Origin of the sequence: Pseudomonas xanthosomatis (assembly GCF_019139835.1) — a bacterium.
In the GTDB taxonomy this organism is placed as follows: domain Bacteria; phylum Pseudomonadota; class Gammaproteobacteria; order Pseudomonadales; family Pseudomonadaceae; genus Aquipseudomonas; species Aquipseudomonas fakonensis.
This window is the reverse complement of the sequence record NZ_CP077075.1, coordinates 2,923,591-2,946,886: the sequence shown is the minus strand read 5'-3', so window position 1 is coordinate 2,946,886 and position 23,296 is coordinate 2,923,591. Positions and strand designations below refer to the sequence as shown.

The window sequence follows — 23,296 nt, the reverse complement described above, 5'->3', positions numbered from 1 at the left end:
GACCGTGTTAAATCAATACGTTGTAGTTTGTTCTATTGAGAGCCGGCAAGGACCGCGACACGCAGCGAGTTAAGCATTCTTAATGAACCGCCAATTGTCCTGTACGCTGGCGCTGACCATCATGCTGGCAACCTGAAATTGCCCGGAACCTGACCATGAACGCGATTCTCCAAGCCAGCCCCGAACTGCCCCTGAGCAAGCAACTCAAAGCCGGCTCCAGCAGCGACCACGACAGCGTCGACAACCTGGTGATGGGCGCCCGCCCGTTCGAAAGCCTGGAGCGCTATGGCTGCTTCCTGCGCCTGCAGCACACCTTTCACGGTGCCATTGACGCGCTGTATGAACAGGCGCAACTGAACCTGCTGCTGCCGGGCCTGCGCGAACTGCCGCGCTACCAGGCAGTGTGCGTCGACCTGCGCGACCTGGGCCTGGCCGTGCCGGCCAAGCCTGAGGCCGTGCAGCCGCCGGATGCCTGGCACGCCATCGGCTGGCTGTACTGCAGCGAAGGCTCCAACCTGGGTGCGGCGTTTTTGTTCAAGCAAAGCCAGCTGATCGGCCTGAGCGAAAGCCACGGCGCCCGCCACCTGGCCGCCCACCCGGACGGGCGCGGCCTGCACTGGCGCCAATTCGTTGCCCTGCTGGACGGGCTGGATATCACCGATGCACAGAAGCACGCCGCCATCCAGGGCGCGCGGGATGCGTTCGATTTTTACCGCAAGGCGCTGAAGGCGAGCTTCTGAGCCTGCGGGTTTGCCTGGGGCCTGTGCAGGCGACCCAAGACAATTGCTCCCACAGGTTTACCTGCCTCTGCCGCCGCTCTACCATGGCCCGATGCCACCAACCCTCCGGGCCTGCCATGATCGACCGCGACCACCTGCACCAAAACGGCTATGCCCTGCTGCGCGGGGCGGTCCCGCCCGAGTGGCTCGACACCCTGCGCCACACCTTCGACACCCACTACCTCCCCTCCGACCAGTGGCCCGCACCGCGTGGCCAGGACTGGCGCCATTCGCAACTGGACCACGACCCCACCGTGCAGGCCCTGTGCCGCCTGCCGGCGCTATTGGAGGTGGTGGGCGCGCTGATCGGCGAGCGCTTTTTCCTGGCACAGGTAGAAGGCCGCGAGCCGCTGGCCGGTGGTGGCCACCAGCAGTTGCACCGTGACCTGTCGGTTGAGCGCCCAGGGGATAGCGTTACGGCGCTGGTGTACCTGGACGACTACGGGCCGGGCAATGGCGCCACGCGCATCGTGCCGGCGAGCCACAGGCCCAAGCCGGGCGAGCCTGCGTTCGATTTCGCCGATGAGTCCGGGGCCGTGCAATTGAACGGGCGTGCCGGGGATGTACTGGTGTTCGACGTCGACCTGGTGCACGGCGGCAGCCTGAATATCGACGGCGGGCGGCGGCGTACGCTGCTGGTCGGCTACTTCGCCGAGGGGCTGCATGCCATGCATCAGCGCACGGCAAAGTTGCGCGGGGTGCGGATGAATACCTGTGAACGGTTCGAGCCGGTCTAGGCATTCTTGTATTGCCTGCGGCACATAGCGGGTGATTGCGCTAAGCCCTGTGGGAAGCGGCCTTGTGTCGCGATGGGCTGCGAAGCGGCCCCAAGCTCTAAGCCCTATTCGAAATTGCCGGGGCTGCTGCGCAGCCCATCGCGACACAAGGCCGCTTCCCACATGACCGTATAACCTTCCGGGCTGTGTTGTACCTGCAGGGGCCAGGCCTGCTAACGCAACTGCTCCAGCCGCCGCAGAATCCGCAGCACATGCCCCTGTTCGATCATCGCGCGCCAGTGGCCGTCGCAAAACCGCTCTCCCCGGCAGCAATAGGTGAGCTGGCGGCGCAGTTGGGCCAAGTCCGCCTGGTCGAGGCGTGCAGGGTCATCGCGCACAGCATGCCCGGCCTCGATGCTGTAGCCCAGGTCCTGCCAGCAATCACGCGCAAGCACGGCAAAGAAGTCCGTCACCACCGGCAGGTACACAGGCCACGGGTTATCGCCGTGCACTTCGCTGGTACGGATCGCCAACCCGCCCGGGTACAGCAGCGGCAGGTAACCCAGCAATTCGTCGATTTCTGCCGGCCCCGGCCATGCCCGAGGCGCCACTTCGGGCTTGGCAAAAAGCCCCTTTACCCGCTTTAGAAAACCCATCGCTTGACCGTTCCTTACCGCTGAAAACCCAGGCCGGTGTTATGCCCGAGTCCGCCCGCCAATACCACCCTCGCCCATGGATTGATCGCATATGCGCATCAATTGATGAGAAAACAACGATTATCCTCAACGCCACTTTGGTCGAGAATCTGCGTAACAAGCACTTACAAATTTTAAAAAACGCTGGAGATACACCATGAGTCTGCCTACCCATCCGGCGCCTGCGGGCACCTCCAAGGCCAGTCGGGTGTTCCGGGTTACTTCCGGGAACTTCCTCGAACAGTTCGACTTCTTCCTGTTCGGCTTCTATGCCACCCACATTGCCGCTGCCTTCTTCCCTGCCGCCAACGAATTCGCCTCGCTGATGATGACCTTCGCCGCCTTTGGCGCGGGCTTTTTGATGCGCCCGCTGGGCGCGGTGCTGCTGGGCGCCTATATCGACGACGTAGGCCGGCGCAAGGGCCTGATCGTGACCCTGGCGATCATGGCCTGCGGTACATTGTTGATCGTGCTGGTGCCCGGCTACGCCAGCATCGGCCTGTGGGCGCCGGCGCTGGTGTTGCTGGGGCGCCTGCTGCAAGGCTTCTCGGCTGGTGCCGAGCTGGGTGGCGTGTCGGTGTACCTGGCCGAAATGGCCACCCCCGGGCGCAAGGGCTTCTATGCCAGCTGGCAGTCCGCCAGCCAGCAGGTGGCGATTGTCGTCGCCGCAGCCCTGGGCTTTGGCCTGAACCAGTGGCTGACAGCGGCCGAAATCGCCGACTGGGGCTGGCGCGTGCCGTTTGCCCTGGGCTGCCTGATCATCCCGATGATCTTCATCTTGCGCCGCAACCTGCAGGAAACCGAAGAGTTCAGCGCACGCAAGCACCGCCCGAACATGAAAGAAGTGCTCGCCACCCTGTTCGCCAACGCCGGCGTAGTGCTGCTGGGCATGCTGATGGTGGCCATGACCACGACGGCGTTCTACATGATCACCGTGTACGCGCCGACCTTCGGCAAGACCGTGCTGCAACTGAGCACCAGCGATGCGTTGATCGTCACCTTGCTGGTGGGCGTGTCGAACTTCGCCTGGCTGCCGATCGGCGGCATCCTCAGCGACCGCTACGGGCGCAAGCCGCTGCTGGTGGCGATGTCGGCGCTGACCGTGCTGAGCGCTTACCCTGCGCTGTCGTTCCTGGCCCAGGCGCCGAGCTTCGGGCACATGCTTGAAGTGCTGCTGTGGTTCTCGTTCCTGTATGGCCTGTACAACGGCGCGATGATCCCGGCGCTGACCGAAATCATGCCGGTGCAGGTGCGGGTGGCGGGCTTCTCCCTGGCCTACAGCCTGGCAACGGCGGTGTTCGGCGGGTTCACCCCGGCGATTTCCACCTGGCTGATTCACGAGACCGGCGATAAAGCGGCCCCGGCGTATTGGCTGATGTTCGCCGCGCTGTGCGCGTTCTGCGCGACCTTTGTGCTGTATCGCCGGTTGGCCACCAAGGCCCCTGTCACCGCGTGATGCCTTCCCTGTAGGAGCCGGCTTGCCGGCGATCACCGGCAAAGCCGGTGCCAGCCACCGCGCCGCCTGCATCGCCGGCAAGCCGGCTCCTACAGAAAACTAGCCCCCTTCAAAGGACATGCCCATGCCGCACTCTTTCAAACCCCTGCTCACCCTCGCCCTGGCCGCCTGTTGCGGCCTGGCCCAGGCCGCCGAGCTGACCGTGATGACCTCCGGCGGCTTCACCGCCGCCTACCAGCGCCTCGGCCCGCAGTACGCGGCGCGCAGCGGCGATACCCTGACCACCGTGCTCGGCCCGTCCATGGGCAAGGCGCCGCAGGCCATCCCCAACCGCCTGGCCCGGGGCGAACACGCCGACGTGGTGATCATGGTCGGCTATGCCCTGGACGAGCTGATCAAGCAGGGCAAGGTCGACCCCGCCTCGCGGGTGGAACTGGCCGACTCGCGCATCGGCCTGGTGGTGAAACAGGGCCAGCCCAAGCCGGCCATCGGCACCGCCGCCGAGCTGAAAAAGACCCTGCTGGCGGCAAAATCGGTGGCCTACTCCGACAGCGCCAGCGGCGTTTACGTGCAGAACGAGTTGTTCAGCAAGCTGGGCATCCAGCCGCAGCTTGCCGCCAAGAGCACCATGGTCGAGCGCGTGCCGGTGGCCGGTGAAGTGGCCAGGGGGCAGTACCAGGTTGGCCTGCAGCAGGTCGCGGAGTTGCTGCCGGTGCCGGGCGTGACTTATGTGGGCAAGCTGCCGGAAGAACTGCAATCGGTCACCCGCTTCGCTGCCGGCATCCCCACCGGCGCCGAGCACCCGGCCGAGGCGAAGCAACTGCTCGACTACCTGGCCTCCCCTGCCGTGCAGAACGACGTGCGCGCCACCGGGCTGGATTCAGTTCCGCGCTAAGGTGCCGGGCAACTCGCGGATCAACCGCTCCATCTCCAGCGCCGCCGGTGTCAAGGTACGCCCGCGGCGCTTGAGCAGGCCCATCTGCCGGCGCACCTCGGGCTCCACCAGCGGCACCTGGGTCAACACCAGGTGCGCCGGCCCCGGCATGGCGATCGACGGCACCGCCGCCACCCCCAACCCCGCCTCCACCAGGCCCAGCACCGTGGTCACATGGCGCGCCTCGCACACGCTCTCGCGGCCCGCCGTAACGCCGGCCAGCGCCCGGTCCAGCACCAGCCGGTTACCCGACGAGCGCCCCAGGGTGATGAAGTCGTGCTCGCACACCTGCGCCCAGGTCACCTGCGCCTGCCCGGCCAGCGGGTGGTCCTTGCGACACGCCATCACGTAGCGTTCCTCCAGCAGCGGGCTGAATTCGATTTCCGGCGCCAGGTTGCCGGTAAAACTCAGGCCGAAATCCGCCTCGCCTGAAGCGACTGCAGCACTGACTTCGTTGGCCGAGGCGTCGAACAGGTGGATTTTGATGCGCGGGTACTGGCCGTGGAAGCTGCGGATGGCATCGGGCATGAAGTAATAGGCGGCCGAAGGCACGCAGGCGATGGTCAGGCTGCCGGTGCGCAGCGCGCCGCCGTCACCGACGCTGAGCAGGGCCAGGTCGAGGTCGTCGAGCAGCCGCTCGACTTGCGGCAGGAAGGCGCGCCCGACGTTGGTCAGCGAAACCTTGCGGGTGGTGCGTTCGAGCAGTTTGACGCCCAGCGCCGACTCGAGCTTTTCGATACGCCGGCTCAAGGCTGACTGAGTGATGCGGATGGCGTCGGCGGCGCGGCGAAAGCTGCCTTGCTCGACCACGGCGCGGAAGGCCTGCAGGTCGTTGAGGTCGAAGTTGATGCTCACCGCAGTGGCCCCCGTGGGTTTGATCGAAAATGTGCATCAATGGTATTTCGATCGGGCCGGTGAGGCCAGCGTGGCGAGTTGGGATGATGAAGCGAGCGAAATCCCTGTAGGAGCGGCCCCTTTCGCGGCACAAGGCCGCTCCTACAGGCTTACTTGATAAAGCGCACCTGGCTGTTGATCTTCTCGATCACCGCACCTTTGCGTTCATTGAAGCGGGCCTTGTTCTGCTCGAACAGGTTGTTGCCCTTGGTGTCGATCGAGATGATCAGCGGCCCGAACTCGCGCACGCGGTTCACCCAGAGGGTTTCGGGCATGCCCAGGTCCTGCCATTCGGCGCGCTCGATCTCCTCCACCTGGGTGGCCGCCAGTACCGCACAGCCTCCGGGGAACACCGCGTGCACGGCCTTGTTCTCAAGGCAGCCGGTGGTGGTTTCCGGGCCCATGCCGCCCTTGCCGACGATCAGCTTGACGCCGGTCTGCTCGATGAACTGCTTTTCGAACTTTTCCATGCGCATGCTGGTGGTGGGGCCGATGGAGACCATCTCGAAACTGCCGTCGTCCTTCTTCTTGACGATGGGGCCGGCGTGGAAGATCGCGCCGCCGCGCAGGTCTACCGGCAGCTCGCGGCCGAGCTCGATGAGGCGGCGGTGGGCCACGTCGCGGCAGGTCACCAGTTGGCCGGTGAGGTAGACCACATCGCCTACGTTCAGGCCGGCCAGGTCTTCGTCGCTGATGGGGGTGTTGATGATTTTTTTCACAGGGCTGTTCACAGGGTCACACCTTCGTGGGAAAGGATGTCGTAGGTCAGGTCGGCATTGATGCGGATCTTGCCGCGCCGGTGCGCCCAGCAGCCGGTGGACACGGCCACGCCGATGGTCGAGGGGTGGCGCGCCGAAGACTCGATGTTCACCCCCATCACGCTGCTGTTGCCGGTCAGGCCCTGGGGGCCGATGCCGATTTCGTTCAGGCCCTCTTCCAGCAGCTTCTCCATCATGGCCGCGCTTTCGTTGGGGTGGCTGGAGTCCACCTCACGCAAGATGGCCTTTTTCGACAGGCGCGCCGCGGTTTCCACCGAGGTCGAAACCCCCACACCCACCAACAGCGGCGGGCAGGCGTTGACCCCGCGCGAGGTGATCACGTCGAAGACGAACTCGGTCACCCCTTCGTAGCCCTGCCCCGGCATCAGCACCTTGGCCGAGCCCGGCAAGGTGCAGCCGCCACCGGCCATGTACACATCGACGATGGCGTAGTCGGCGTCGGGGATGATTTCCCAATCCAGCCACGGGATCTTCGAGCCGGTGTTGGTTCCGGTGTTCTTCTCGATGAAGGTCTCTACCGCGTTGTGGCGCAGCGGCCCGTGCACGGTGGCTTCCTTGGTGGCGTTTTCGAGGATGCCCTCCATCTCGCCCAGCAGCGGGAAGCGCGCGCCGGCGCTGATGAAGTACTGGATCACCCCGGTGTCCTGGCAGCTGGGGCGGTTGAGCTTGTCGGCGTATTCCTGGTTGTCGGCCATCGAGTCGTACACGGCGATGGCCAGCGGGTTGGTTTCGGCGGCGCGCAGCTTGGCGGTCTTGGCCTTCACGTCCCTGGGCAGGCGCTTGCCGATGTAGGCGGTGAACTTGGCCAGCACGTCGGTGAGGTTGTCTACGGCGGCGTCTTTGTCGAGTGTGGTTTCCACGTTGTTATCTCCTCTTTGCATCACAAGGCGTTGGTCAGGCGTTACGGGTAAGGGCTGGCGCGCTGGCCGGCGGTTCGGGCTGTGGTTCGGGCTGGCCGTCGAGCACCTGGTGCAGGCGCTGCTGGTCGAGGGCGCCGACCCAGCGGGCGATGGCCACGGTGCCGACGGCGTTGCCGATGGTGTTGGTGATGGCACGGGCCTCGGACATGAAGCGGTCCACCCCCAGCAACAGGACCATGCCGGCCACCGGGATCTTGTCCATGGTCGCCAGGGTGGCGGCCAAGGTGATGAAGCCAGAGCCGGTGACCCCGGCCGAGCCCTTGGAGGTGAGCAGCAGCACGCCGAGCACGATCAGTTGGTCCATCAGGCTGAGCGGGGTGTTGGTGGCCTGGGCGATGAAGATCGCGGCCATGGTGTAGTAGATGCACTGGCCATCGGGGTTGAAGGTCAGCCCCGAGGGGATCACCAGGCCAACCACGGGTTTGGATACCCCGGCCCGCTCCAGCTTGGTCATCAGCTGCGGCACTACCGACTCCGACGAGCTGGTGCCGAGCACGGTGAACAGCTCTTCTTTGAGGTACTTGAGGAACTTCCACAGGCTGAAGCCCGACAGGCGTGCGATGAAGCCCAGCACAATCACCACGAACATGAAGCAGGTCAGGTACATGGTGGCGACCAGCTTGCCCAGCGAGACGATCGAGCCCAGGCCGTACTTGCCGACGGTGAAAGCCATCGCCCCGCAGGCGGCCAGCGGCGCCAGGCGCATGACCATGCCGACAATGTGGAACATGCCGTGGGAGAAGCTTTCGAGCACGTCCACCACAGGCTTGCCGCGCGGGCCGAGGTGCGCCAGGGCGATGCCGAACAGGGTCGAGAACAACAGGATCTGCAGGATGTTGTTCTTGGCCAGGGCGTCGGTGACGCTGGCCGGAATCACCTGCAGCAAGAAGTCGGTGAAGCCACCAGTGCCCTGCGCGGCGGCTGCGGTATAGGTCTCGATGCTCTTGATGTCGAGGGTGGCGGCATCGACGTTCATGCCCTGCCCCGGCTGCACCAGGTTGACCACCAGCAGCCCGAGCACCAGGGCGAAGGTGGACAACACTTCAAAATAAATCAACGCTCGCGAGCCGACACGGCCGAGCTCTTTCATGTTTTCCATCTTGGCGATGCCCAGCACCACGGTGGCGAAGATCACCGGGGCGAAGACCATCTTGATCAGTTTGATGAAGGCATCGCCCAAGGGCTTGAGGTCGACGCCGATGTGGGGCCAGAACAGCCCGAGCAGGATGCCCAGGGTCACCCCGATGAGCACTTGTACGTAGAGTTTTCCAAGGTAGCGCTTGGCCATTGCCGTCTCCGAATTATTGTTGTGGGTCGGATTGAGTGGCGGTGCGGGCTTGCCAGGCAGGCAGCTGAATAGCCCGGTTTTTTTGTGGTTAATCAGGCAAGCGAACGTTAATGGTTTTTCTGGATTGCTGTAATACAATCGAATTCACATCATTGTTTCCCTGGAGTTACCAATGAACCCGGTGTCGGAACTGGCCTTCTTCACCCAGCTGGTGCGCGTGGGCAGCCTTGCCGCCACAGCCCGGGAGCTGAACCTCACCCCGCCTGCGGTTTCCAAGCGCCTGGCCCAGCTGGAGCAGCGCCTGGGCGTGCGCCTGCTCAACCGCACCACCCGCAGCATCAGCCTGACCGCCGAGGGCGAGACCTACCTGGTCAACGCCCGGCGCATTCTTGAAGAAATCGAAGAGATGGAGCGCCAGGTATCCAGCAGCCGGGCCGAGCCCAAGGGCTTGCTGCGGGTCAATGCGCCGCTGGGTTTTGGCCGCACCCACGTGGCCCCGGCCATCGCCTCGTTCGCCCGGCGCTACCCGGAGGTGGAGGTGCAACTGCACCTGAGCGACCGGCCGATCAACCTGCCGGACGATGCCATCGATGTGGCCATCCGCTTTGGCGAGCTGCCCGACTCACGGCTGATTGCCCGCCGCATCGCCGCCAACCGCCGGCGGCTGTGCGCCACCCCGGCCTACCTTGCCGCGTTCGGCACGCCCCAGGCACCGAAGGACCTGGCGCAGCACGACTGCATCGTGCTGCGCCAGAACGACGCGGCGTTCGGGCTGTGGCGGTTCAGCCGCGGCAAGCAGAGCGAGACGGTGAAGGTGGCCGGGCGGCTGAGCACCAACGATGGCGAGGTGGCGCTGAACTGGGCGCTGGACGACCAGGGCATCCTGATGCGCGCCGAGTGGAACCTGCACCAGCACCTGCAGAGCGGGCGGCTGGTGGAGGTGCTGGCGGACTGGCAGACGCCGCCTGCGGATATTTATGCGGTGTACCTGGAGCGCTTGAACCTGTCGGCGAAGGTGGCGTTTTTCGTCGAGCATTTGCGCGGGTTTTTCCGTCAGGGGGTGTGAACCAGGCGCTGTAGGAGATCAGCCCGCCCGTCGGGCTGCGCTGTCGCACAGGAAACTAGTCTCCGCAGATGCACCGCGGCCCTGTGGGAAGCGGCCTTGTGTCGCGATGGGCTGCGCAGCAGCCCCCGGCAATTTTGCGTGATGCTCAGTTCCGGGGGCTGCTGCGCAGCCCATCGCGACACAAGGCCGCTTCCCACAGGAATCACGCCCGCTTCAAGATCATCAGCAAGACAGTTGCTCCCACAGGGGCCTCGGCGCGCTTCGGCATCAGCCGCCTGCCGTCGTTCATCCGCGCGCCTGGGCCACCGGGAGGCCAAGCCCGTGCAAGGCAGCGCGCAACTGCACAGGGTCAATGAAACGAATGGCCTGCATGCCCTGCTCCACCGCCACATCGACGTTCTTCTGCACGTCATCAATGAACAGCGTGCTTGGCGCACTGAGCCCGTAGCGGTTCAGCAGCAACTGGAAGATTTCCGGCTCAGGCTTCATCAAGCCCTCCTGGCCGGAGACCAGGATGCCCTCGAACTGCTTCAGGAACGCGAAGCGCGCCTCAGCGTAGTGAAAGGTCTCCGCCGACCAGTTGGTCAGGGCGATCAGCCTGACACCTGCGCCATGCAACTCGTCCAGCACCTGCACGGTGCCGTCGAGCGCGCCGGCGAGCATTTCGTCCCAGCGCTCGCGGTAGGCGCGAATGTGGGGCTTGTGGCCGGGGTGTGCGGCGATGGCTTCGGCGATGGCCTGGGACCATGGCCGGCCGCGGTCCTGGCGTTCGTTCCAGGCCGCATTGCAGACGTTTGCCAGGAACGCCTCCATGGCAGCTTCATCGCCGGCAAAGAGCTTGCGGTACAGGTGGCGCGGGTTCCAGTCGACCAACACACCGCCCAGGTCGAAGACCACTGTGTCGATCGTGTTTTGCATGGGGCAGCTCCTTTGCGGGTGAAGTGTGAGGCGGGGGTTGAGCTTACCTGAATGCTGCGCCACGTCCGACTTTGGCGTGATGCTGCCCCCCCCGCATGAACAGGGCTAAAGGTTCTGTGAAATCAATTCAGTTCCCCCCGAGTACCCCTCAACCTACACTGCGCCCCATTGTTTGAGCTGATGAATATTCAAGTGGAGCGCACTGCCATGATGAACAAGGACTTTGATTTTTCCATCAAAAGCATTCGCTTCGACGAGGATTATCAGCCGGCCGAAAATACCCGCATCACCACCAACTTCGCCAACTTGGCGAGGGGCGCGAACCGCCAGCAAAACTTGCGCAACACCTTGCAGATGATTAACAACCGCTTCAATGCCTTGGCGCATTGGGACAACCCCAAGGGCGAGCGTTACAGCGTCGCGCTGGAAATCATTTCGGTGGCAATGACTATCAGTACCGGCAGCCGTGATGACAGCCTGCCGCTGATCGAGCTCTTGAAAACACAGATTATCGACCGCAATACCGGCACGCGTATTCCAGGCATGCTGGGTAATAACTTTTCATCCTACGTACGCGACTATGACTTCAGCGTGCGGCTGCTGGAACACAATCAAAACCAACCTGCGTTCAGTACCCCGGAGCACTTTGGCGAGCTGCATGGCAAGCTGTTCAAACGCTTCGTCAATTCAGCCACGTATCACGCTCACTTCGCCAAACCGCCGGTCATTTGCCTGAGCGTGTCGAGCAGCAAGACCTATCAGCGCACGGCCAACCAGCACCCGGTGCTGGGCTTTGAATACCAGCAGGATGCCTATTCGCTGACCGACGAATACTTCGAAAAAATGGGCCTGAAGGTGCGTTACTTCATGCCGCCGAACAGTGTTGCGCCGCTGGCGTTTTATTTTTCCGGCGATTTGCTGGGTGACTACACCGACCTGGAACTGATCAGCACCATCAGCACCATGGACACTTTCCAGAAGATCTACCGCCCGGAAATCTACAATGCCAACTCTGCCGCCGGGAAGTGCTACCAGCCCAGCCTGCAGCATCAAGACTATTCATTGACCCGCATTGTCTACGACCGCGAGGAGCGCAGCCGGCTGGCCATCGAGCAGGGCAAGTTTGCCGAAGAACACTTTATCAAGCCTTACCACTCGATACTTGAGCAATGGTCCGCCCGATACGCAGCCTGAACCGCCCGGAATAATAAGGCCACCCCATGAAAAAACTGCTCCCCACTTCCACTGCCGGCAGCTTGCCGAAACCGTCCTGGCTGGCACAACCCGAAACCCTTTGGTCGCCCTGGAAGTTGCAAGACGAAGTTCTGCTCGAAGGCAAACAAGATGCCCTGCGCCTGGCGCTGCAAGAACAGCAGCACGCCGGTATTGATATCGTCAGTGATGGCGAGCAAACCCGCCAACACTTCGTCACCACCTTTGTCGAGCACTTGAGCGGCGTTGATTTCGAAAAGCGCGAAACCGTCAGAATTCGCGACCGCTACGACGCAAGCGTACCGACCGTGGTGGGGGCTGTTGCCCGGCCGAAACCGGTGTTCGTCGAGGACGCCAGGTTCCTGCGCGGGCAAACCGACCAGCCGATCAAGTGGGCCCTGCCTGGCCCGATGACCATGATCGATACGCTGTACGACAACCATTACAAAAGCCGCGAAAAACTCGCCTGGGAGTTCGCCAAGATTCTCAACCAGGAGGCCAGGGAGCTGGAAGCTGCCGGGGTCGATATCATCCAGTTCGACGAGCCCGCCTTCAACGTGTTCTTCGATGAAGTGAACGAGTGGGGCGTCGCCACCCTGGAACGCGCCATCGAAGGCCTCAAGTGCGAAACCGCCGTGCATATCTGCTACGGCTACGGCATCAAGGCCAACACCGACTGGAAAAAGACCCTGGGCTCAGAGTGGCGCCAGTATGAAGAGGCCTTCCCGAAGCTGCAGAAATCCAGCATCGATATCGTCTCGCTGGAATGCCACAACTCCCATGTGCCGATGGAGCTGATCGAACTCATCCGCGGCAAGAAGGTGATGGTCGGTGCGATCGACGTGGCCAACCATGCCGTCGAAACCCCCGAGGAAGTCGCCGCCACCCTGCGCAAGGCCCTGCAGTTCGTGGATGCCGACAAGCTCTACCCGTGCACCAACTGCGGCATGGCCCCCCTGCCCCGCCAGGTGGCCCGCGGCAAGTTGCAGGCCCTGAGCGCCGGTGCAGAGATCGTGCGCCGCGAACTGCTGGCCCGTTGAAGACACGCCACCCGAAGGTCCGACCATGTCACGTTCCAGCCTGGCCATAGAGCCGTCGCATTTTCGCGAAGCCCTCGGGCACTACGCATCCGGTATCACGGTGATCACCTCGCTCATCGATGGGCAGCCGCTTGGCTTTACCTGCCAGTCGTTTTACAGCGTGTCGATGAGCCCGCCGCTGGTGTCGTTCAGCGTGATGTCCAGCTCGGCCAGCTACCCGGCGATACGCAAGGCAGGCCGCTTTGCGGTGAACATCCTGTCTGGCGAACAGGTTGGTGTTTCCAACCAGTTCGCCCGCAGGGGCACGGACAAGTGGCAGGGCGTGCAGTGGCAGGCATCGCCGCTGGGCAACCCGCTGATTGCCGGCAGCCTGCACTGGCTGGACTGCGAGATCCACGCCGAACACGCCGCCGGTGACCACCTGATCGTGATCGGTGAAGTGAAAGCGCTGAACGTTGAGCAAACGACGGCAGCCCAACCCTTGCTGTACTTCAAAGGACAATACTGCAACCTCGCCGCGCAAGACGCGCCTTGAGGGCCAGCCCGCTACCCATGATCGACTTGAGACACCTGCGCACGCTGCATGCCCTGCGCGAAACCGACAGCCTGCCGGATGCGGCCGAGCGCCTGCACCTGACGCAGTCGGCGTTGTCGCACCAGTTTCGCGAGCTGGAAAACCGCATCGGCATGCCGGTGTTCGTGCGTAAATCCAAACCAGTGCGCTTCACCACCGCAGGCCTGAAGCTGCTGCAACTGGCCGACCAGGTGCTGCCGCAGATCCGCAGCACCGAGCGCAACCTCAGCCGGCTGATAAGTGGTGCGGCCGACCGCTTGCATATCGCCATCGAGTGCCACAGTTGCTACCAATGGCTGATGCCCTCGCTGGATGAGTTTCGCAGTGCTTGGCCTGCGGTGGAGCTGGACCTTGCATCCGGTGTGTCGTTCGCCCCGCTGCCGGCCCTGGAGCGCGGCGACCTCGACCTGGTGGTGACCTCCGACCCGGTGGATTTGCCAGGGATCACCTACGTACCGCTGTTCGGCTACGAGGCGATGCTGGCCATCGACAAGCATCACGCGCTGCGCGACAAAGCCTGCCTGACACCTGCCGACCTTGCCGGGCAAACCTTGATCACCTACCCCATTGAGCGCAACCGGCTGGATATCTTCACCCGCTTCCTCGACCCGGCCGACATCGAGCCGGCCCAGGTACGCACCGCCGAAATGACCATCATGATGATGCAACTGGTGGCCAGCGGCCGTGGTGTGTGCTGCCTGCCGAACTGGGCGGTGCATGAGTACAGTTCGCGCGGTTATGTGCTGGTCAGGCGCCTGGGTGAAACCGGCTTGCAGGCCACGCTGTACGCGGCGGTGCGCAGCGACATGCTCGAGGTGCCCTACATGAGTGATTTCTTGCTGACCGCCAAGGACATTTCGTTCGCGACCCTGGAGGGCGTGAATGCGGTTTCGCAGGGGGTTGGCTGAGATAGAGTCAGCGCCGAACCTGTAGGAGCCCGCTCGAACAAGCTTTAGCTACGCTCTGCACGTGCCTGGACGGCCCACCACCCGACAACAAGGAATTCCCCATGGCCACCACCCTGCGCCCTGCCACTGCTGACGACATCGAACTGCTGTTCGACATCCGCACCAGCGTGCAACAGAACCACCTCTCCCGCGAGCAACTGCACGCGCTGGGCATCACCGCCCAGACCTTGGCCGACGCCATCAACGCCGCCCCCTGTGCCTGGGTCGCCGAAACCGACCGGCAGGCCGTCGGCTTCGCCATGGTGGACCTCGACGAAGGGGAGCTGTTCGCCCTGTTCATCCGCCCGAACTTCGAAGCCCGGGGCATCGGCCGCCTGCTGCTGCAGCAGGCGGAGCAGGCGCTGTTCCAGCACCACGCGTCGATCCACCTGATTACCGACGGCGACGAGGCAACCCGCGCCAACGGCTTCTATCGCCGCCACGGGTGGCTGGCAAGCGGCGCGGTAGACGCCCGGGATGTGCGCTTCGAGAAGCGCCGAGGCTCAGCTCAGTGAGGCAAAGCCCGCCGCATCATGACGCTCGCGCAAGCCCTCGCCCGGCGCCCCCGAAGTGCGGTTGGCCACCCTGCCCCGGGCCACCGCCGGGCGCGCAGCGATGGCGTGGTACCAGCGCAGCAGGTGGGTATACTGCTCCACCTGCAGGAACTCGTCGGCGCAGTACACGCCCATCAGGCTGCCGGGATACCACGGCCACACACGGCCATGTCGGCGATGCTGTAAAGGCCGAGGCTGCTGCGCAGCCCATCTCGACCGGACGGCGCTCCGGCACTTTAGCCGCGACCACCAGCGCTGCCGAGCCACTCACTGCGCGTCATCTCCCAGGTCTCGACCTGCATCGCCCCCGAGACAAACTGCCCGTCCCTCACCCCCGCCCTGCGCATGCCCTCATGCTCTGAAACCTTGCGCGAAGCGTGGTTGGCAACGGCCTTGGGCACCGCCATGACAGGCCGCACCAAGGTCTCGAACCAATACCCGTTGATCACCCGGCAGGCCTCGCGCATATACCCCCTGCCCCACCACTGCGGTGCCAGCCAGAAGCCCCGGTTGTTACCGGGTTGGTCATACAAACTGATGCTACCGATGATGCGCTCGCCTTCATCGCGCAGGCGGATCATCCAGTGCCATTCACGGCCCGCCGCCATCGCCGGCAGGGCCATGTCGCGCACATAAACCAATGCGCCGTCGTCCGGGTACGGCCAGGGCACGCGGCGGTCGAGGTAGCGCACCACCTCCCATTGCGGGAACAGGGCCTGAATAGCCGGTGCATCGTCCAGTTGCAGCGGGGTAAGCATGAGACGGTCGGTGAACAGTGTGGGCAGGCAATCCATGGCGTCGCTCCTGAGCATCCTTGCTTGGCGATGATCTGCGATCGATGGCTGTGTGTCGAGGTTGTCAGGCGGTGTTGCCAGCCTGCTGGTGTGGAGCCTGGCCAGTGGCCTGCGGTTCGGTTTGCAGGCCCGGCCACATCGCCGGCACTGTCACGACAGCTTCGCAATCACCTTGATCTCGAAGTCGAACCCCGACAGCCAGGTCACGCCAATAGCCGTCACCGTCGGGTAAGGCGCCTCGCCCCAATACTCGGCCGCCACCTCCCAGATGGTCTCGAACTTGGCGTCGGGGTCGACCATGAAGATTGTGGTATCCACCACATCCTCGAAACTGCTGCCGGCCGCGGCCAGGATCGCGTTGAGGTTGGCGAAGGCCTTGCGCACCTGCGCCGCCAGGTCCGGCTCGGCCGAGCCATCCTTGCGGCTACCGACCTGGCCAGAGACGAACAAAAAACCGTTGGAGCGAATCGCCGGCGAGTAGCGGTGCAGCTCGTACAACGCATGGCGCTCAGGCGGGAATACAACATCACGTTTGCTGGGCATGGCTTACCTCGTGCTGGGCCATCACGGCCCGGTGTCTTGGGTAAAGCCACTTTAAAAAGGCCAAAGGCCTGGATAAACGGGCAGCCCTGGCCATGACTGTTTGTATAATCCAAACAATCCGGAGGCGAATGAGGCGTGCAATGGACCGTTTCGATGCAATGCAGGCGTTTGCCCGGGTGGTGGAGACCGGCAGTTTCACCAAGGCGGCAGCCACCCTGCACATGAGCAAGACCACCGTGACCCAGCTGGTCCAGCAACTGGAAGCGCGGCTGCGGGTGCGCCTGCTCAACCGCACCACGCGCAGGGTCAACGTGACCGCCGACGGCGCGGCCTACTACGAACGCGTGGTCCGCCTGCTGGCCGACATGGACGATGCCGAAACCAGCGTGTCCAGCGCCTCGCTGGCACCGCGCGGGCGGCTGCGGGTGGATGTGCCCAGCCCCCTGGCGCGCATGCTGCTGATACCCGCCTTGCCGGGGTTCTTTGCACGTTATCCGGAAATCCAGCTGACCCTGGGAGTGAGCGATCGCATCGTCGATATCGTTGGGGAAAACGTCGACTGCGTGGTGCGCGGCGGCGAGATCACCGACCAGTCCCTGGTGGCCAGGCATGTGGGCGACCTGCAACTCGGCATGTATGCCGCGCCCGGCTATCTGCAGCACTTCGGTACGCCGGAGCACCCCCGCGAACTGCAAGAGGGGCGGCACAAGACTGTGGGGTTTCTATGGTTTCGCACGGGCAAAACCCTGCCTTACACGATGCAGCGGGGCCAGGAGCGCGTGGAGGCCCAGGGCCACCCGCAACTAACCGTCGATGACGGCAACGCCTACCTTGCCGCCGGCCTGGCGGGCCTGGGCCTGCTGTGGTTGCCGCAGTACATGGCCAAACCGCACCTGGCCAGCGGCGAGTTGGTAGCGCAGTTCGAAGGCTGGCACATGCCACCGATGCCGATGTACCTGGCATTCCCGCCCAACCGCCATGTCAGCGCCAAGGTGCGGGTGTTTATCGACTGGATTATCGAATTGATGGCCGAGCATGCGCCGGTGTCGACAGGGCATTGAGCGGCTGTGCTTGCGCCAAGCGCGTCACGGCGCCAGCAGCCGATGGCATAGGTCGATGAACGCCCTGAGCTTCGGTTGGTTTCTGGCCGTTTTCGAGAAGTACAAGAACAACCCGTCACTGCCTGGCGAACAATCGAGCAATACGGGCTCAAGTGTTCCCGCCGCCAGTTCGCGCGAGGTATGGAAGGTGGACGAGTAGATCAGCCCTACCCCTTTTACCGCCAGGCTGCGCATCAGCTCGCCGTCGTTGACCGTAACGGCCCCCACCGGGTCGATGCGCACCGTCGAGCCGTTCTCCGTGAATTCCCAACGGTAGATATCACCCTTCTCGGGCCTGCGAAAACGGATGCACTCATGCCGTGTCAGGTCGCCGGTCATCTGGGGCCTGCCATGCGCCTTGAAGTAAGCCGGCGAGCCAAACACCGCCCACTGGTAAGGCTTGCAAAGCCGCACGGCAATCATGTCCTGGGCGATGTATGAACCAATCGAAATGCCGGCGTCATACCCTTCGGAAACGAAATTCTCGTGACGGTTGCTGACGGTAATCTCCACGTTGATATTTGGCCAGGCCAGTCGAAACGCCGGCAACACAGGCTCGATGACATGCGGTAGTGCAAGGCGCTCGACGATCAAGCGCAGCGTACCGGATGGCGCCTGCGCCGATTGCGCTGCATCTTCAAGGCCGGCGGCGATGGCCAGGGCCGCCGGGGCGACTTTCTCCAGCAACGCCTGGCCTGCCTCGGTCAAGCACACTTTGCGCGTCGTGCGGTGAAACAACGGCGTGCCCAGGCGCAGCTCCAGCCTTTGCACGGCCTGGCTTACCGAGCCTGCCGAACGGTCAAGGTCGAGCGCGGCTTTGGTTACGCTCAAGCGCCTGGCCACAGCCAGGAACTCGGGCAGGCCATCAAAGCTTTGGGCGTGGTTCATGCTCATGGGCGGCTTCTTGAAGGGCTGGAGCGACAGATTATCGCCGTTTATTTCAAGCCAATCCTGCCCGATTAAGCTGTTTTTCCAAATAGTGCATTCGCTTGCGGCCAGTTACTCCTGCTGGGCCGGGCGCCTAGAGTTGGGCCCGTCTTTATCAACCCAAGGAAGTGACATGTCTGCTGCCAAGCAAATCATCGGGCTTGCCGTTGCCGTTTTCGCCCTCGTCGCAGGTGCGCCTGCAGCGCTCGCCGAACAGAACGCCAAGCGCGAAAAAGTGCTGATCGTGGTGTCGAGCCTGGACAAGAAAACCGAAAACCAGGTGGGCGGGTTCTGGTTTCCGGAGCTCACTCACCCGGTAGAAGTTTTTGATCAAAGCGGTATCGATTTCGACCTTGCCAGCCCGCGGGGCGGTTTGGCGCCGTTCGACGGTTTCGACCTGAAGGATCAAGCCAGCCTGAACTTCTGGACCAACCCGCAGCACCGCAACAAGCTTGGCAACACCATCAAACTCTCCAACGTCGACCCGTCGCTGTACGGCGCAGTGTTGCTGGTGGGTGGCCATGGCCCCATGTGGGACTTCGTCAATAACCCTGAGCTCAGCAATATCGTGCGCCGGATCTACGAGCAAACAGGCATTGTCAGCGCGGTCTGCCACGGCCCGGCAGGGCTTCTGGATGTGAAGCTCGGCAATGGGCGCCCTCTTGTCGCTGGGCGCCGGCTGACGGGCTTTACCGCCGAGGAAGAGATCGCCCGGCACTACGACAACATCGTTCCGTTCGAGCTTGAGGGCGCGCTGAAAAAGGCCGGCGCCACGTTCGAAGAAGCGCCGATCTTCGAAAGCCGGGTGGTGGTGGATGGGCGACTGATCACAGGCCAGAACCCTGCCTCTGCAACCGCGCTTGGCCGGGCCCTGGTCAATGCCCTGCAAAACAAGGCCGGGTGAGCGCACATGAAGCAAAGCGCCCGGCGTTTTTTCGGCCAGATGGCCATGTTCTGCACCTGCGCTATGCCGGGCATGCTACCCACCGCCAGTGCGGCCGACCTGCATGTCCTGGCCTCGACGGCGCTCAAGCCCCTGCTCGAAAACGTGCGCCCCGCGTTCGAGTCGGCGAGCGGTGACCGGCTTGTGCTCAGCTGGGGCGCCTCCTATGCAAGCGCGCCAGATGCGTTGCCCACACGGCTGTCGCGGGGAGAAAAGGCAGATGTTGTGCTCATGATTCGCGAGGCCCTCGATGAGCAGGTTGCGGGCGGTTATCTGCGGGCAGACACAGTCAGGGACATTGCCACTTCACGTCTCGGCCTTGCCGTACAAAGCAGCGCGCCCCGGCCCGATATCAGCGACGTGGAGGGGCTGCGGCGCACCTTGCTGGGCGCCAGGGCCATCGCATTCTCCAGCGGCGTAAGCGGGCAATATGTCGCCTCGGCGCTGTTACCGCGGCTGGGTATCGCTGAGCAGGTAAAGCCCAAAAGCCTGGTCATCGATGCTCCGGGCCTGGCAGGCCAGGCGCTGTTGAGCGCACAGGCAGATGTGGCGCTGCAACAGATGAGTGAACTGCTTGCAGTGCCGGGTATACAAGTGGTTGGCCCGTTACCCGAAGCCGTCCAGCGGGTGAACGTGATTGCCGCAGGCGTCACCAGTAATGCGCAGCAGGCTCAAGGTGCACAGGCTTTGATCGGCTACCTGCAAAGCAGGCGGACGGCGCAGGCATTGAAAGATTCGGGGTTTGAGCCGATTGTTTCACCTTAGGGCACATCTCTTTGAAGGTGTTTGCGCTGGGGCCGCCAAGGGCTCGCCTGAGCGGCCGATCGTGAACGTCTGTTTTCGACCCAGGCTGTGTGAAAACGCACGTGATTGTCTAACCTTCTGATCGTCGAGATCGTGGCGGGGACGATCATGAAGCGATTCATTAAAGGTGAATCTCGGACGCAAGTCACGTTGCTGCCGGAGTGCCTGGACGATTACATCACCGAAGAAAATCCAGTTCGGGTGGTCGACGTTTTCGTCGATGAACTCGACCTCGGAGCACTCGGCTTCGAGGGTGTCGATCCGGCTGCAACGGGGCGCCCGGCCTACCATCCAGCAGTCCTGCTGAAAATCTACATCTATGGCTACCTCAACCGGATTCAGTCCAGCCGCCGGCTTGAGCGCGAGGCAGAGCGCAATGTCGAGCTGATGTGGCTAACGGGCCGGTTGGCTCCCGACTTCAAAACGATTGCCGACTTTCGGCGAGACAACGGCAAAGCTATTCGCAGCGTCTGCCGGCAATTCGTAGTGCTTTGCCGCAGCCTCAATCTCTTCTCCCAATCGATCATCGCCATCGATGGCAGCAAATTCAAAGCCGTGAACAACCGCGACCGAAATTTCACTCAAGGCAAGGTGAAGGCGCGCATGCAGCAGATCGAGCAGAGCATTGACCGCTATCTAGCGGCAATGGATTCAGCCGATCAGGCAGCGCCGGAAGTGGCCGAGGCCAAGACTGAGCGATTGAAAGACAAAGTCGAAAAGCTGAAACAGCAGATGCAAAAACTCAAGGACATTGAGGCGCAGCTTCACGCCAGTCCCGATCAGCAAATCTCCTTTACCGATCCAGATGCCCGCTCAATGGCCACTAGCGGCCGAGGCTCCGGCACAGTTGGGTACAACGTACAAACAGCAGTCGACGACAAGCACCATCTGATCATTGCCCATGAGGTGACCAACGTTGGTAATGATCGCGGGCAACTGAGCAATATGGCTAACCAGGCACGAGAAGAAATCGGTGCCGAGGCGCTGACAGTGGTCGCCGACCGAGGCTATTACAAAGGTCCGGAGATCCTTGCTTGCGAGCAGGCCGGGATCACCACTTTTGTCCCGAAGCCGATGACATCAAGCAGCAAAGCGGAAGGCAGATTCGGCAAGCAGGACTTCATCTACATCGCTGCATCGGATGAATACCGATGCCCTGCGGATCAACTACTGACCCGCAGGCATTCTTCGGTGGAAGACGGCATGTTGCTGCACTCCTACTGGTTCTCTGGCTGCCAAAGTTGCGCCATGCATAAGCAGTGTACGACGGGTAAGGAACGCCGGTTGAAGCGCTGGGAGCATGAAACGGTAGTCGAAGCGGTGCAGATCCGATTGGAGCATGACCCCGGAAAGATGAAGGTTCGCCGACAGACGGTGGAGCATCCCTTCGGAACGCTCAAATACTGGATGGGAAGCACCCACTTCCTGACCAAAACCCTGCCGAGGGTAAGCACCGAGATGAGCCTTCACGTACTTGCTTACAATCTCAAACGAATGATGAGCATCTTTGGCATCGCTGGGCTGATTGAAGCGATCAGGACATGAGTCCAAGCGTTTATGCGTCCGTATACGGCTATCTGGGCCGCTGCCGCGGCCCAGATAGCACAGGCAGCGCCTGGCGCCCGACTGAGTTAGACCTGCACTTACATCTGCTGAATTTACAGGCTGACCCAGCTTCTTTCGCTACTCGACGTACTTATTTGCGTTTTCACACGGCCTGGACCCATTGCGGACACTGATCCAAAGCGCTGTTGGCTTGCCCAATTCCTCTTAGTTGAAGCGAATCCTGTAGGAGTGAATAACCCTACACCCACACGTCCCGGTCAATACACGCAGTTGAGAATTGTTAGCAACAAATGATACCTTGCTACCATTTTCCCCGCCGCTGCGCAGGACGCTTGGCGAATGCCGCAAGATCGCAATCATCTGACATCGACATTTCTAGACAACCGTGAAGCGCTCAAAGCCTACCTGGTGCGTCACTTCGGAAGTACTACCATCGCTGACGACCTGACCCAGGAAACCTGGCTGCGTGTGGCCAGCCGCAAGGTAGGCGAGCGTATCAGCAACCCTCGGGCCTATATCTTCCGCATTGCCCGCAATCTCGGCATGGATATCCGCCGTCGTGAAGCCCTGGGCATCGAGGTGCAGGCCGACCCGGTGGTGGTCGAGATGATCCCGGACGGTAAATGCGACCCGGCGCGCAAGACCGAATTGAGCCGCGAGTTGCAACAGGTGATGCAGGTGATCGCCGAATTGCCGCCGCGCTGCCGCGAAGTCTTCATCCTGTGCCGTATCGATGGGCTAGATCACCAGCAGGTTGCCAAGCGCTTAGGCATTTCTAAAAGCACCGTGGTTTCCCAGATGGTCAAGGCTATGCAGCGCATCGAGAAGGCAATGTCATGAAAGGATGGTTACACTGCGTGCGTTTTCACCGTCACCAGCCTGCACTTGGATAATGAACGAACACGACTCCCACACCCCTTTGGACCAGGCGCTTGAATGGTGCGTTCGCCTGCAGGATGCGGGGGCGACACCGGCCGAGCATGAGGCATTCGCGCAGTGGCTTGCCGCCAACCCCAGCCACTCGGCTGCCTGGCAGCGCGCTAGCCAGGTGTGGAGTGCAGCAGGGATAGCGGGCCACGCCCAAATTGCCGCCAGCCGCACCTTGCGTAAGCGTATTTCCAGGCGCACGTCCATAGGGTTGGCAAGCGCCGCGGCGGTGCTGATTGCCGTCACAGTGTTCGGCCTTTCGCCCGCGCGCTGGGCAGATTACCGCACCGACGTGGCCCAGATACGTAGTTGGACGTTGGAAGACGGCTCTACCGTACAACTGGCTCCGCAAACTGCACTGAGCGTGAATTTCAGCGACGGTGAGCGTCGCCTGCATCTGTACCAGGGCGAAGCCTGGTTCAAGGTGGCGGCCAACCCGACGCGGCCTTTCATCGTCGAAGCCGCAGGTGGCAATGTACGGGCTTTGGGTACCGCGTTTGACGTACAGGTGCTGGAGAGCGGCGCGAACGTGACCGTGACCGAGCACAGCGTGCGGGTCAGCCGTGCGGGGCAGCAGGCCGAGGCTGGAGAGGGTCAGGCTCTGCACTTCGACGCGCAGGGCATTGGCGCACTAAGGCATGTCGATCCCGGCCAACAGTTGGCCTGGCGTGAGCAACGCCTGGTGTTCCGCGATGAGCCATTGACGCAGGTGCTGCAGCGTCTGCAACCGTATTCCCGCGCGCACTTGCTGCTGACGGACAACAGCCTTGCCCAGTTGCGAGTTACGGCAGCGATGCAAGCTCCAGAGGTTGATGCGGCGTTGCAGAGCCTACAGGTGGTCCTGCCGATTCGTGTTACCACGCTCGGCCCGTGGCTTACTTTGGTACGCCCCGTTCAGCGCTAGTGAAAAAACTCAAAAA

26 protein-coding genes are annotated in these 23,296 nt (G+C 62.7%); 16 read left to right on the top strand and 10 right to left on the bottom strand.

Features of this window, described 5'->3' with window-relative positions; translation table 11 throughout:
* Positions 1–155 precede the first annotated feature (155 nt).
* Both KSS93_RS13130 and KSS93_RS13125 read left to right on the top strand, forming a co-directional pair.
* Complete coding sequence (locus KSS93_RS13130; protein ID WP_217888616.1) at positions 156–740, top strand: biliverdin-producing heme oxygenase; 585 nt, start codon at positions 156–158, stop codon at positions 738–740.
* A 116-nt stretch (positions 741–856) separates the two neighbouring features.
* On the top strand, positions 857–1,516 hold the full coding sequence (locus KSS93_RS13125; RefSeq protein ID WP_217888615.1) for a phytanoyl-CoA dioxygenase family protein: 660 nt from the start codon (positions 857–859) through the stop codon (positions 1,514–1,516).
* A 212-nt stretch (positions 1,517–1,728) separates the two neighbouring features.
* On the opposite strand, the gene KSS93_RS13120 is transcribed toward KSS93_RS13125, so the two are convergent.
* On the bottom strand, positions 1,729–2,151 hold the full coding sequence (locus KSS93_RS13120; protein ID WP_217888614.1) for a DUF6508 domain-containing protein: 423 nt from the start codon (positions 2,149–2,151) through the stop codon (positions 1,729–1,731).
* A 196-nt stretch (positions 2,152–2,347) separates the two neighbouring features.
* On the opposite strand from KSS93_RS13120, the gene KSS93_RS13115 reads away from it, so the two are divergent.
* Positions 2,348–3,646 (top strand): MFS transporter, encoded by a 1,299-nt coding sequence (locus tag KSS93_RS13115; RefSeq protein WP_217888613.1) that lies wholly within the window; start codon positions 2,348–2,350, stop codon positions 3,644–3,646.
* A 124-nt stretch (positions 3,647–3,770) separates the two neighbouring features.
* Complete coding sequence (locus KSS93_RS13110) at positions 3,771–4,541, top strand: substrate-binding domain-containing protein (protein ID WP_217888612.1); 771 nt, start codon at positions 3,771–3,773, stop codon at positions 4,539–4,541.
* On the opposite strand, the gene KSS93_RS13105 is transcribed toward KSS93_RS13110, so the two are convergent.
* From KSS93_RS13105 to KSS93_RS13090, 4 genes are all read right to left on the bottom strand, one after another.
* Complete coding sequence (locus KSS93_RS13105; RefSeq protein ID WP_217888611.1) at positions 4,527–5,435, bottom strand: LysR family transcriptional regulator; 909 nt, start codon at positions 5,433–5,435, stop codon at positions 4,527–4,529. The genes KSS93_RS13110 and KSS93_RS13105 overlap by 15 nt on opposite strands.
* Positions 5,436–5,584: 149 nt before the next feature.
* The gene (ttdB, locus tag KSS93_RS13100) at positions 5,585–6,193 is read right to left on the bottom strand and encodes a L(+)-tartrate dehydratase subunit beta (protein WP_217843567.1); all 609 of its coding nucleotides are present in this window, start codon (positions 6,191–6,193) and stop codon (positions 5,585–5,587) included.
* Between the two features lie 8 nt (positions 6,194–6,201).
* A complete protein-coding gene (gene ttdA / locus KSS93_RS13095) occupies positions 6,202–7,113 on the bottom strand; it encodes a L(+)-tartrate dehydratase subunit alpha (protein ID WP_225917342.1) in 912 nt (303 codons plus the stop codon).
* A gap of 34 nt (positions 7,114–7,147) precedes the next feature.
* On the bottom strand, positions 7,148–8,461 hold the full coding sequence (locus KSS93_RS13090) for a dicarboxylate/amino acid:cation symporter (RefSeq protein WP_217888609.1): 1,314 nt from the start codon (positions 8,459–8,461) through the stop codon (positions 7,148–7,150).
* Between the two features lie 172 nt (positions 8,462–8,633).
* On the opposite strand from KSS93_RS13090, the gene KSS93_RS13085 reads away from it, so the two are divergent.
* On the top strand, positions 8,634–9,527 hold the full coding sequence (locus KSS93_RS13085; protein WP_217888608.1) for a LysR family transcriptional regulator: 894 nt from the start codon (positions 8,634–8,636) through the stop codon (positions 9,525–9,527).
* Positions 9,528–9,812: 285 nt separating this feature from the next.
* Here KSS93_RS13085 and KSS93_RS13080 read toward each other — a convergent pair whose 3' ends face one another.
* The gene (locus KSS93_RS13080; RefSeq protein WP_217888607.1) at positions 9,813–10,445 is read right to left on the bottom strand and encodes an HAD family hydrolase; all 633 of its coding nucleotides are present in this window, start codon (positions 10,443–10,445) and stop codon (positions 9,813–9,815) included.
* Between the two features lie 210 nt (positions 10,446–10,655).
* On the opposite strand from KSS93_RS13080, the gene KSS93_RS13075 reads away from it, so the two are divergent.
* From KSS93_RS13075 to KSS93_RS13055, 5 genes are all read left to right on the top strand, one after another.
* Complete coding sequence (locus KSS93_RS13075) at positions 10,656–11,639, top strand: DUF1852 domain-containing protein (RefSeq protein WP_217888728.1); 984 nt, start codon at positions 10,656–10,658, stop codon at positions 11,637–11,639.
* Between the two features lie 26 nt (positions 11,640–11,665).
* Positions 11,666–12,697: a methionine synthase gene (locus tag KSS93_RS13070; protein WP_217888606.1), complete on the top strand. Its 1,032-nt coding sequence runs from the start codon at positions 11,666–11,668 to the stop codon at positions 12,695–12,697.
* A 25-nt stretch (positions 12,698–12,722) separates the two neighbouring features.
* Positions 12,723–13,232, top strand: a complete 510-nt coding sequence (locus tag KSS93_RS13065) for a flavin reductase family protein (RefSeq protein WP_217888605.1) — start codon at positions 12,723–12,725, stop codon at positions 13,230–13,232.
* A 17-nt stretch (positions 13,233–13,249) separates the two neighbouring features.
* Complete coding sequence (locus KSS93_RS13060) at positions 13,250–14,179, top strand: LysR family transcriptional regulator (protein WP_217888604.1); 930 nt, start codon at positions 13,250–13,252, stop codon at positions 14,177–14,179.
* 101 nt (positions 14,180–14,280) lie between these two features.
* A complete protein-coding gene (locus tag KSS93_RS13055; RefSeq protein ID WP_217888603.1) occupies positions 14,281–14,733 on the top strand; it encodes a GNAT family N-acetyltransferase in 453 nt (150 codons plus the stop codon).
* On the opposite strand, the gene KSS93_RS13050 is transcribed toward KSS93_RS13055, so the two are convergent.
* From KSS93_RS13050 to KSS93_RS13040, 3 genes are all read right to left on the bottom strand, one after another.
* Positions 14,722–14,934: a hypothetical protein gene (locus KSS93_RS13050; protein WP_217888602.1), complete on the bottom strand. Its 213-nt coding sequence runs from the start codon at positions 14,932–14,934 to the stop codon at positions 14,722–14,724. The genes KSS93_RS13055 and KSS93_RS13050 overlap by 12 nt on opposite strands.
* A gap of 74 nt (positions 14,935–15,008) precedes the next feature.
* Complete coding sequence (locus KSS93_RS13045) at positions 15,009–15,566, bottom strand: GNAT family N-acetyltransferase (protein ID WP_217888601.1); 558 nt, start codon at positions 15,564–15,566, stop codon at positions 15,009–15,011.
* Between the two features lie 150 nt (positions 15,567–15,716).
* Complete coding sequence (locus KSS93_RS13040) at positions 15,717–16,109, bottom strand: Rid family hydrolase (RefSeq protein ID WP_217888600.1); 393 nt, start codon at positions 16,107–16,109, stop codon at positions 15,717–15,719.
* Between the two features lie 140 nt (positions 16,110–16,249).
* On the opposite strand from KSS93_RS13040, the gene KSS93_RS13035 reads away from it, so the two are divergent.
* Positions 16,250–17,170 (top strand): LysR family transcriptional regulator, encoded by a 921-nt coding sequence (locus KSS93_RS13035; protein WP_217888599.1) that lies wholly within the window; start codon positions 16,250–16,252, stop codon positions 17,168–17,170.
* 24 nt (positions 17,171–17,194) lie between these two features.
* Here the strand turns inward: KSS93_RS13035 and KSS93_RS13030 are convergent, their stop codons facing one another.
* Complete coding sequence (locus KSS93_RS13030; protein ID WP_217888598.1) at positions 17,195–18,103, bottom strand: LysR family transcriptional regulator; 909 nt, start codon at positions 18,101–18,103, stop codon at positions 17,195–17,197.
* On the opposite strand from KSS93_RS13030, the gene KSS93_RS13025 reads away from it, so the two are divergent.
* The 5 genes from KSS93_RS13025 (at position 18,102) to KSS93_RS13005 (ending at position 23,280) form a co-directional block, all read left to right on the top strand.
* On the top strand, positions 18,102–19,040 hold the full coding sequence (locus tag KSS93_RS13025) for a type 1 glutamine amidotransferase domain-containing protein (protein ID WP_217888597.1): 939 nt from the start codon (positions 18,102–18,104) through the stop codon (positions 19,038–19,040). The genes KSS93_RS13030 and KSS93_RS13025 overlap by 2 nt on opposite strands.
* A gap of 6 nt (positions 19,041–19,046) precedes the next feature.
* A complete protein-coding gene (locus tag KSS93_RS13020) occupies positions 19,047–19,844 on the top strand; it encodes a molybdate ABC transporter substrate-binding protein (RefSeq protein WP_217888596.1) in 798 nt (265 codons plus the stop codon).
* 147 nt (positions 19,845–19,991) lie between these two features.
* On the top strand, positions 19,992–21,428 hold the full coding sequence (locus KSS93_RS13015; protein ID WP_217888727.1) for an IS1182 family transposase: 1,437 nt from the start codon (positions 19,992–19,994) through the stop codon (positions 21,426–21,428).
* 360 nt (positions 21,429–21,788) lie between these two features.
* On the top strand, positions 21,789–22,289 hold the full coding sequence (locus KSS93_RS13010) for an RNA polymerase sigma factor (RefSeq protein WP_217888595.1): 501 nt from the start codon (positions 21,789–21,791) through the stop codon (positions 22,287–22,289).
* 52 nt (positions 22,290–22,341) lie between these two features.
* The gene (locus KSS93_RS13005; protein ID WP_217888594.1) at positions 22,342–23,280 is read left to right on the top strand and encodes a FecR family protein; all 939 of its coding nucleotides are present in this window, start codon (positions 22,342–22,344) and stop codon (positions 23,278–23,280) included.
* Positions 23,281–23,296: the final 16 nt, after the last annotated feature.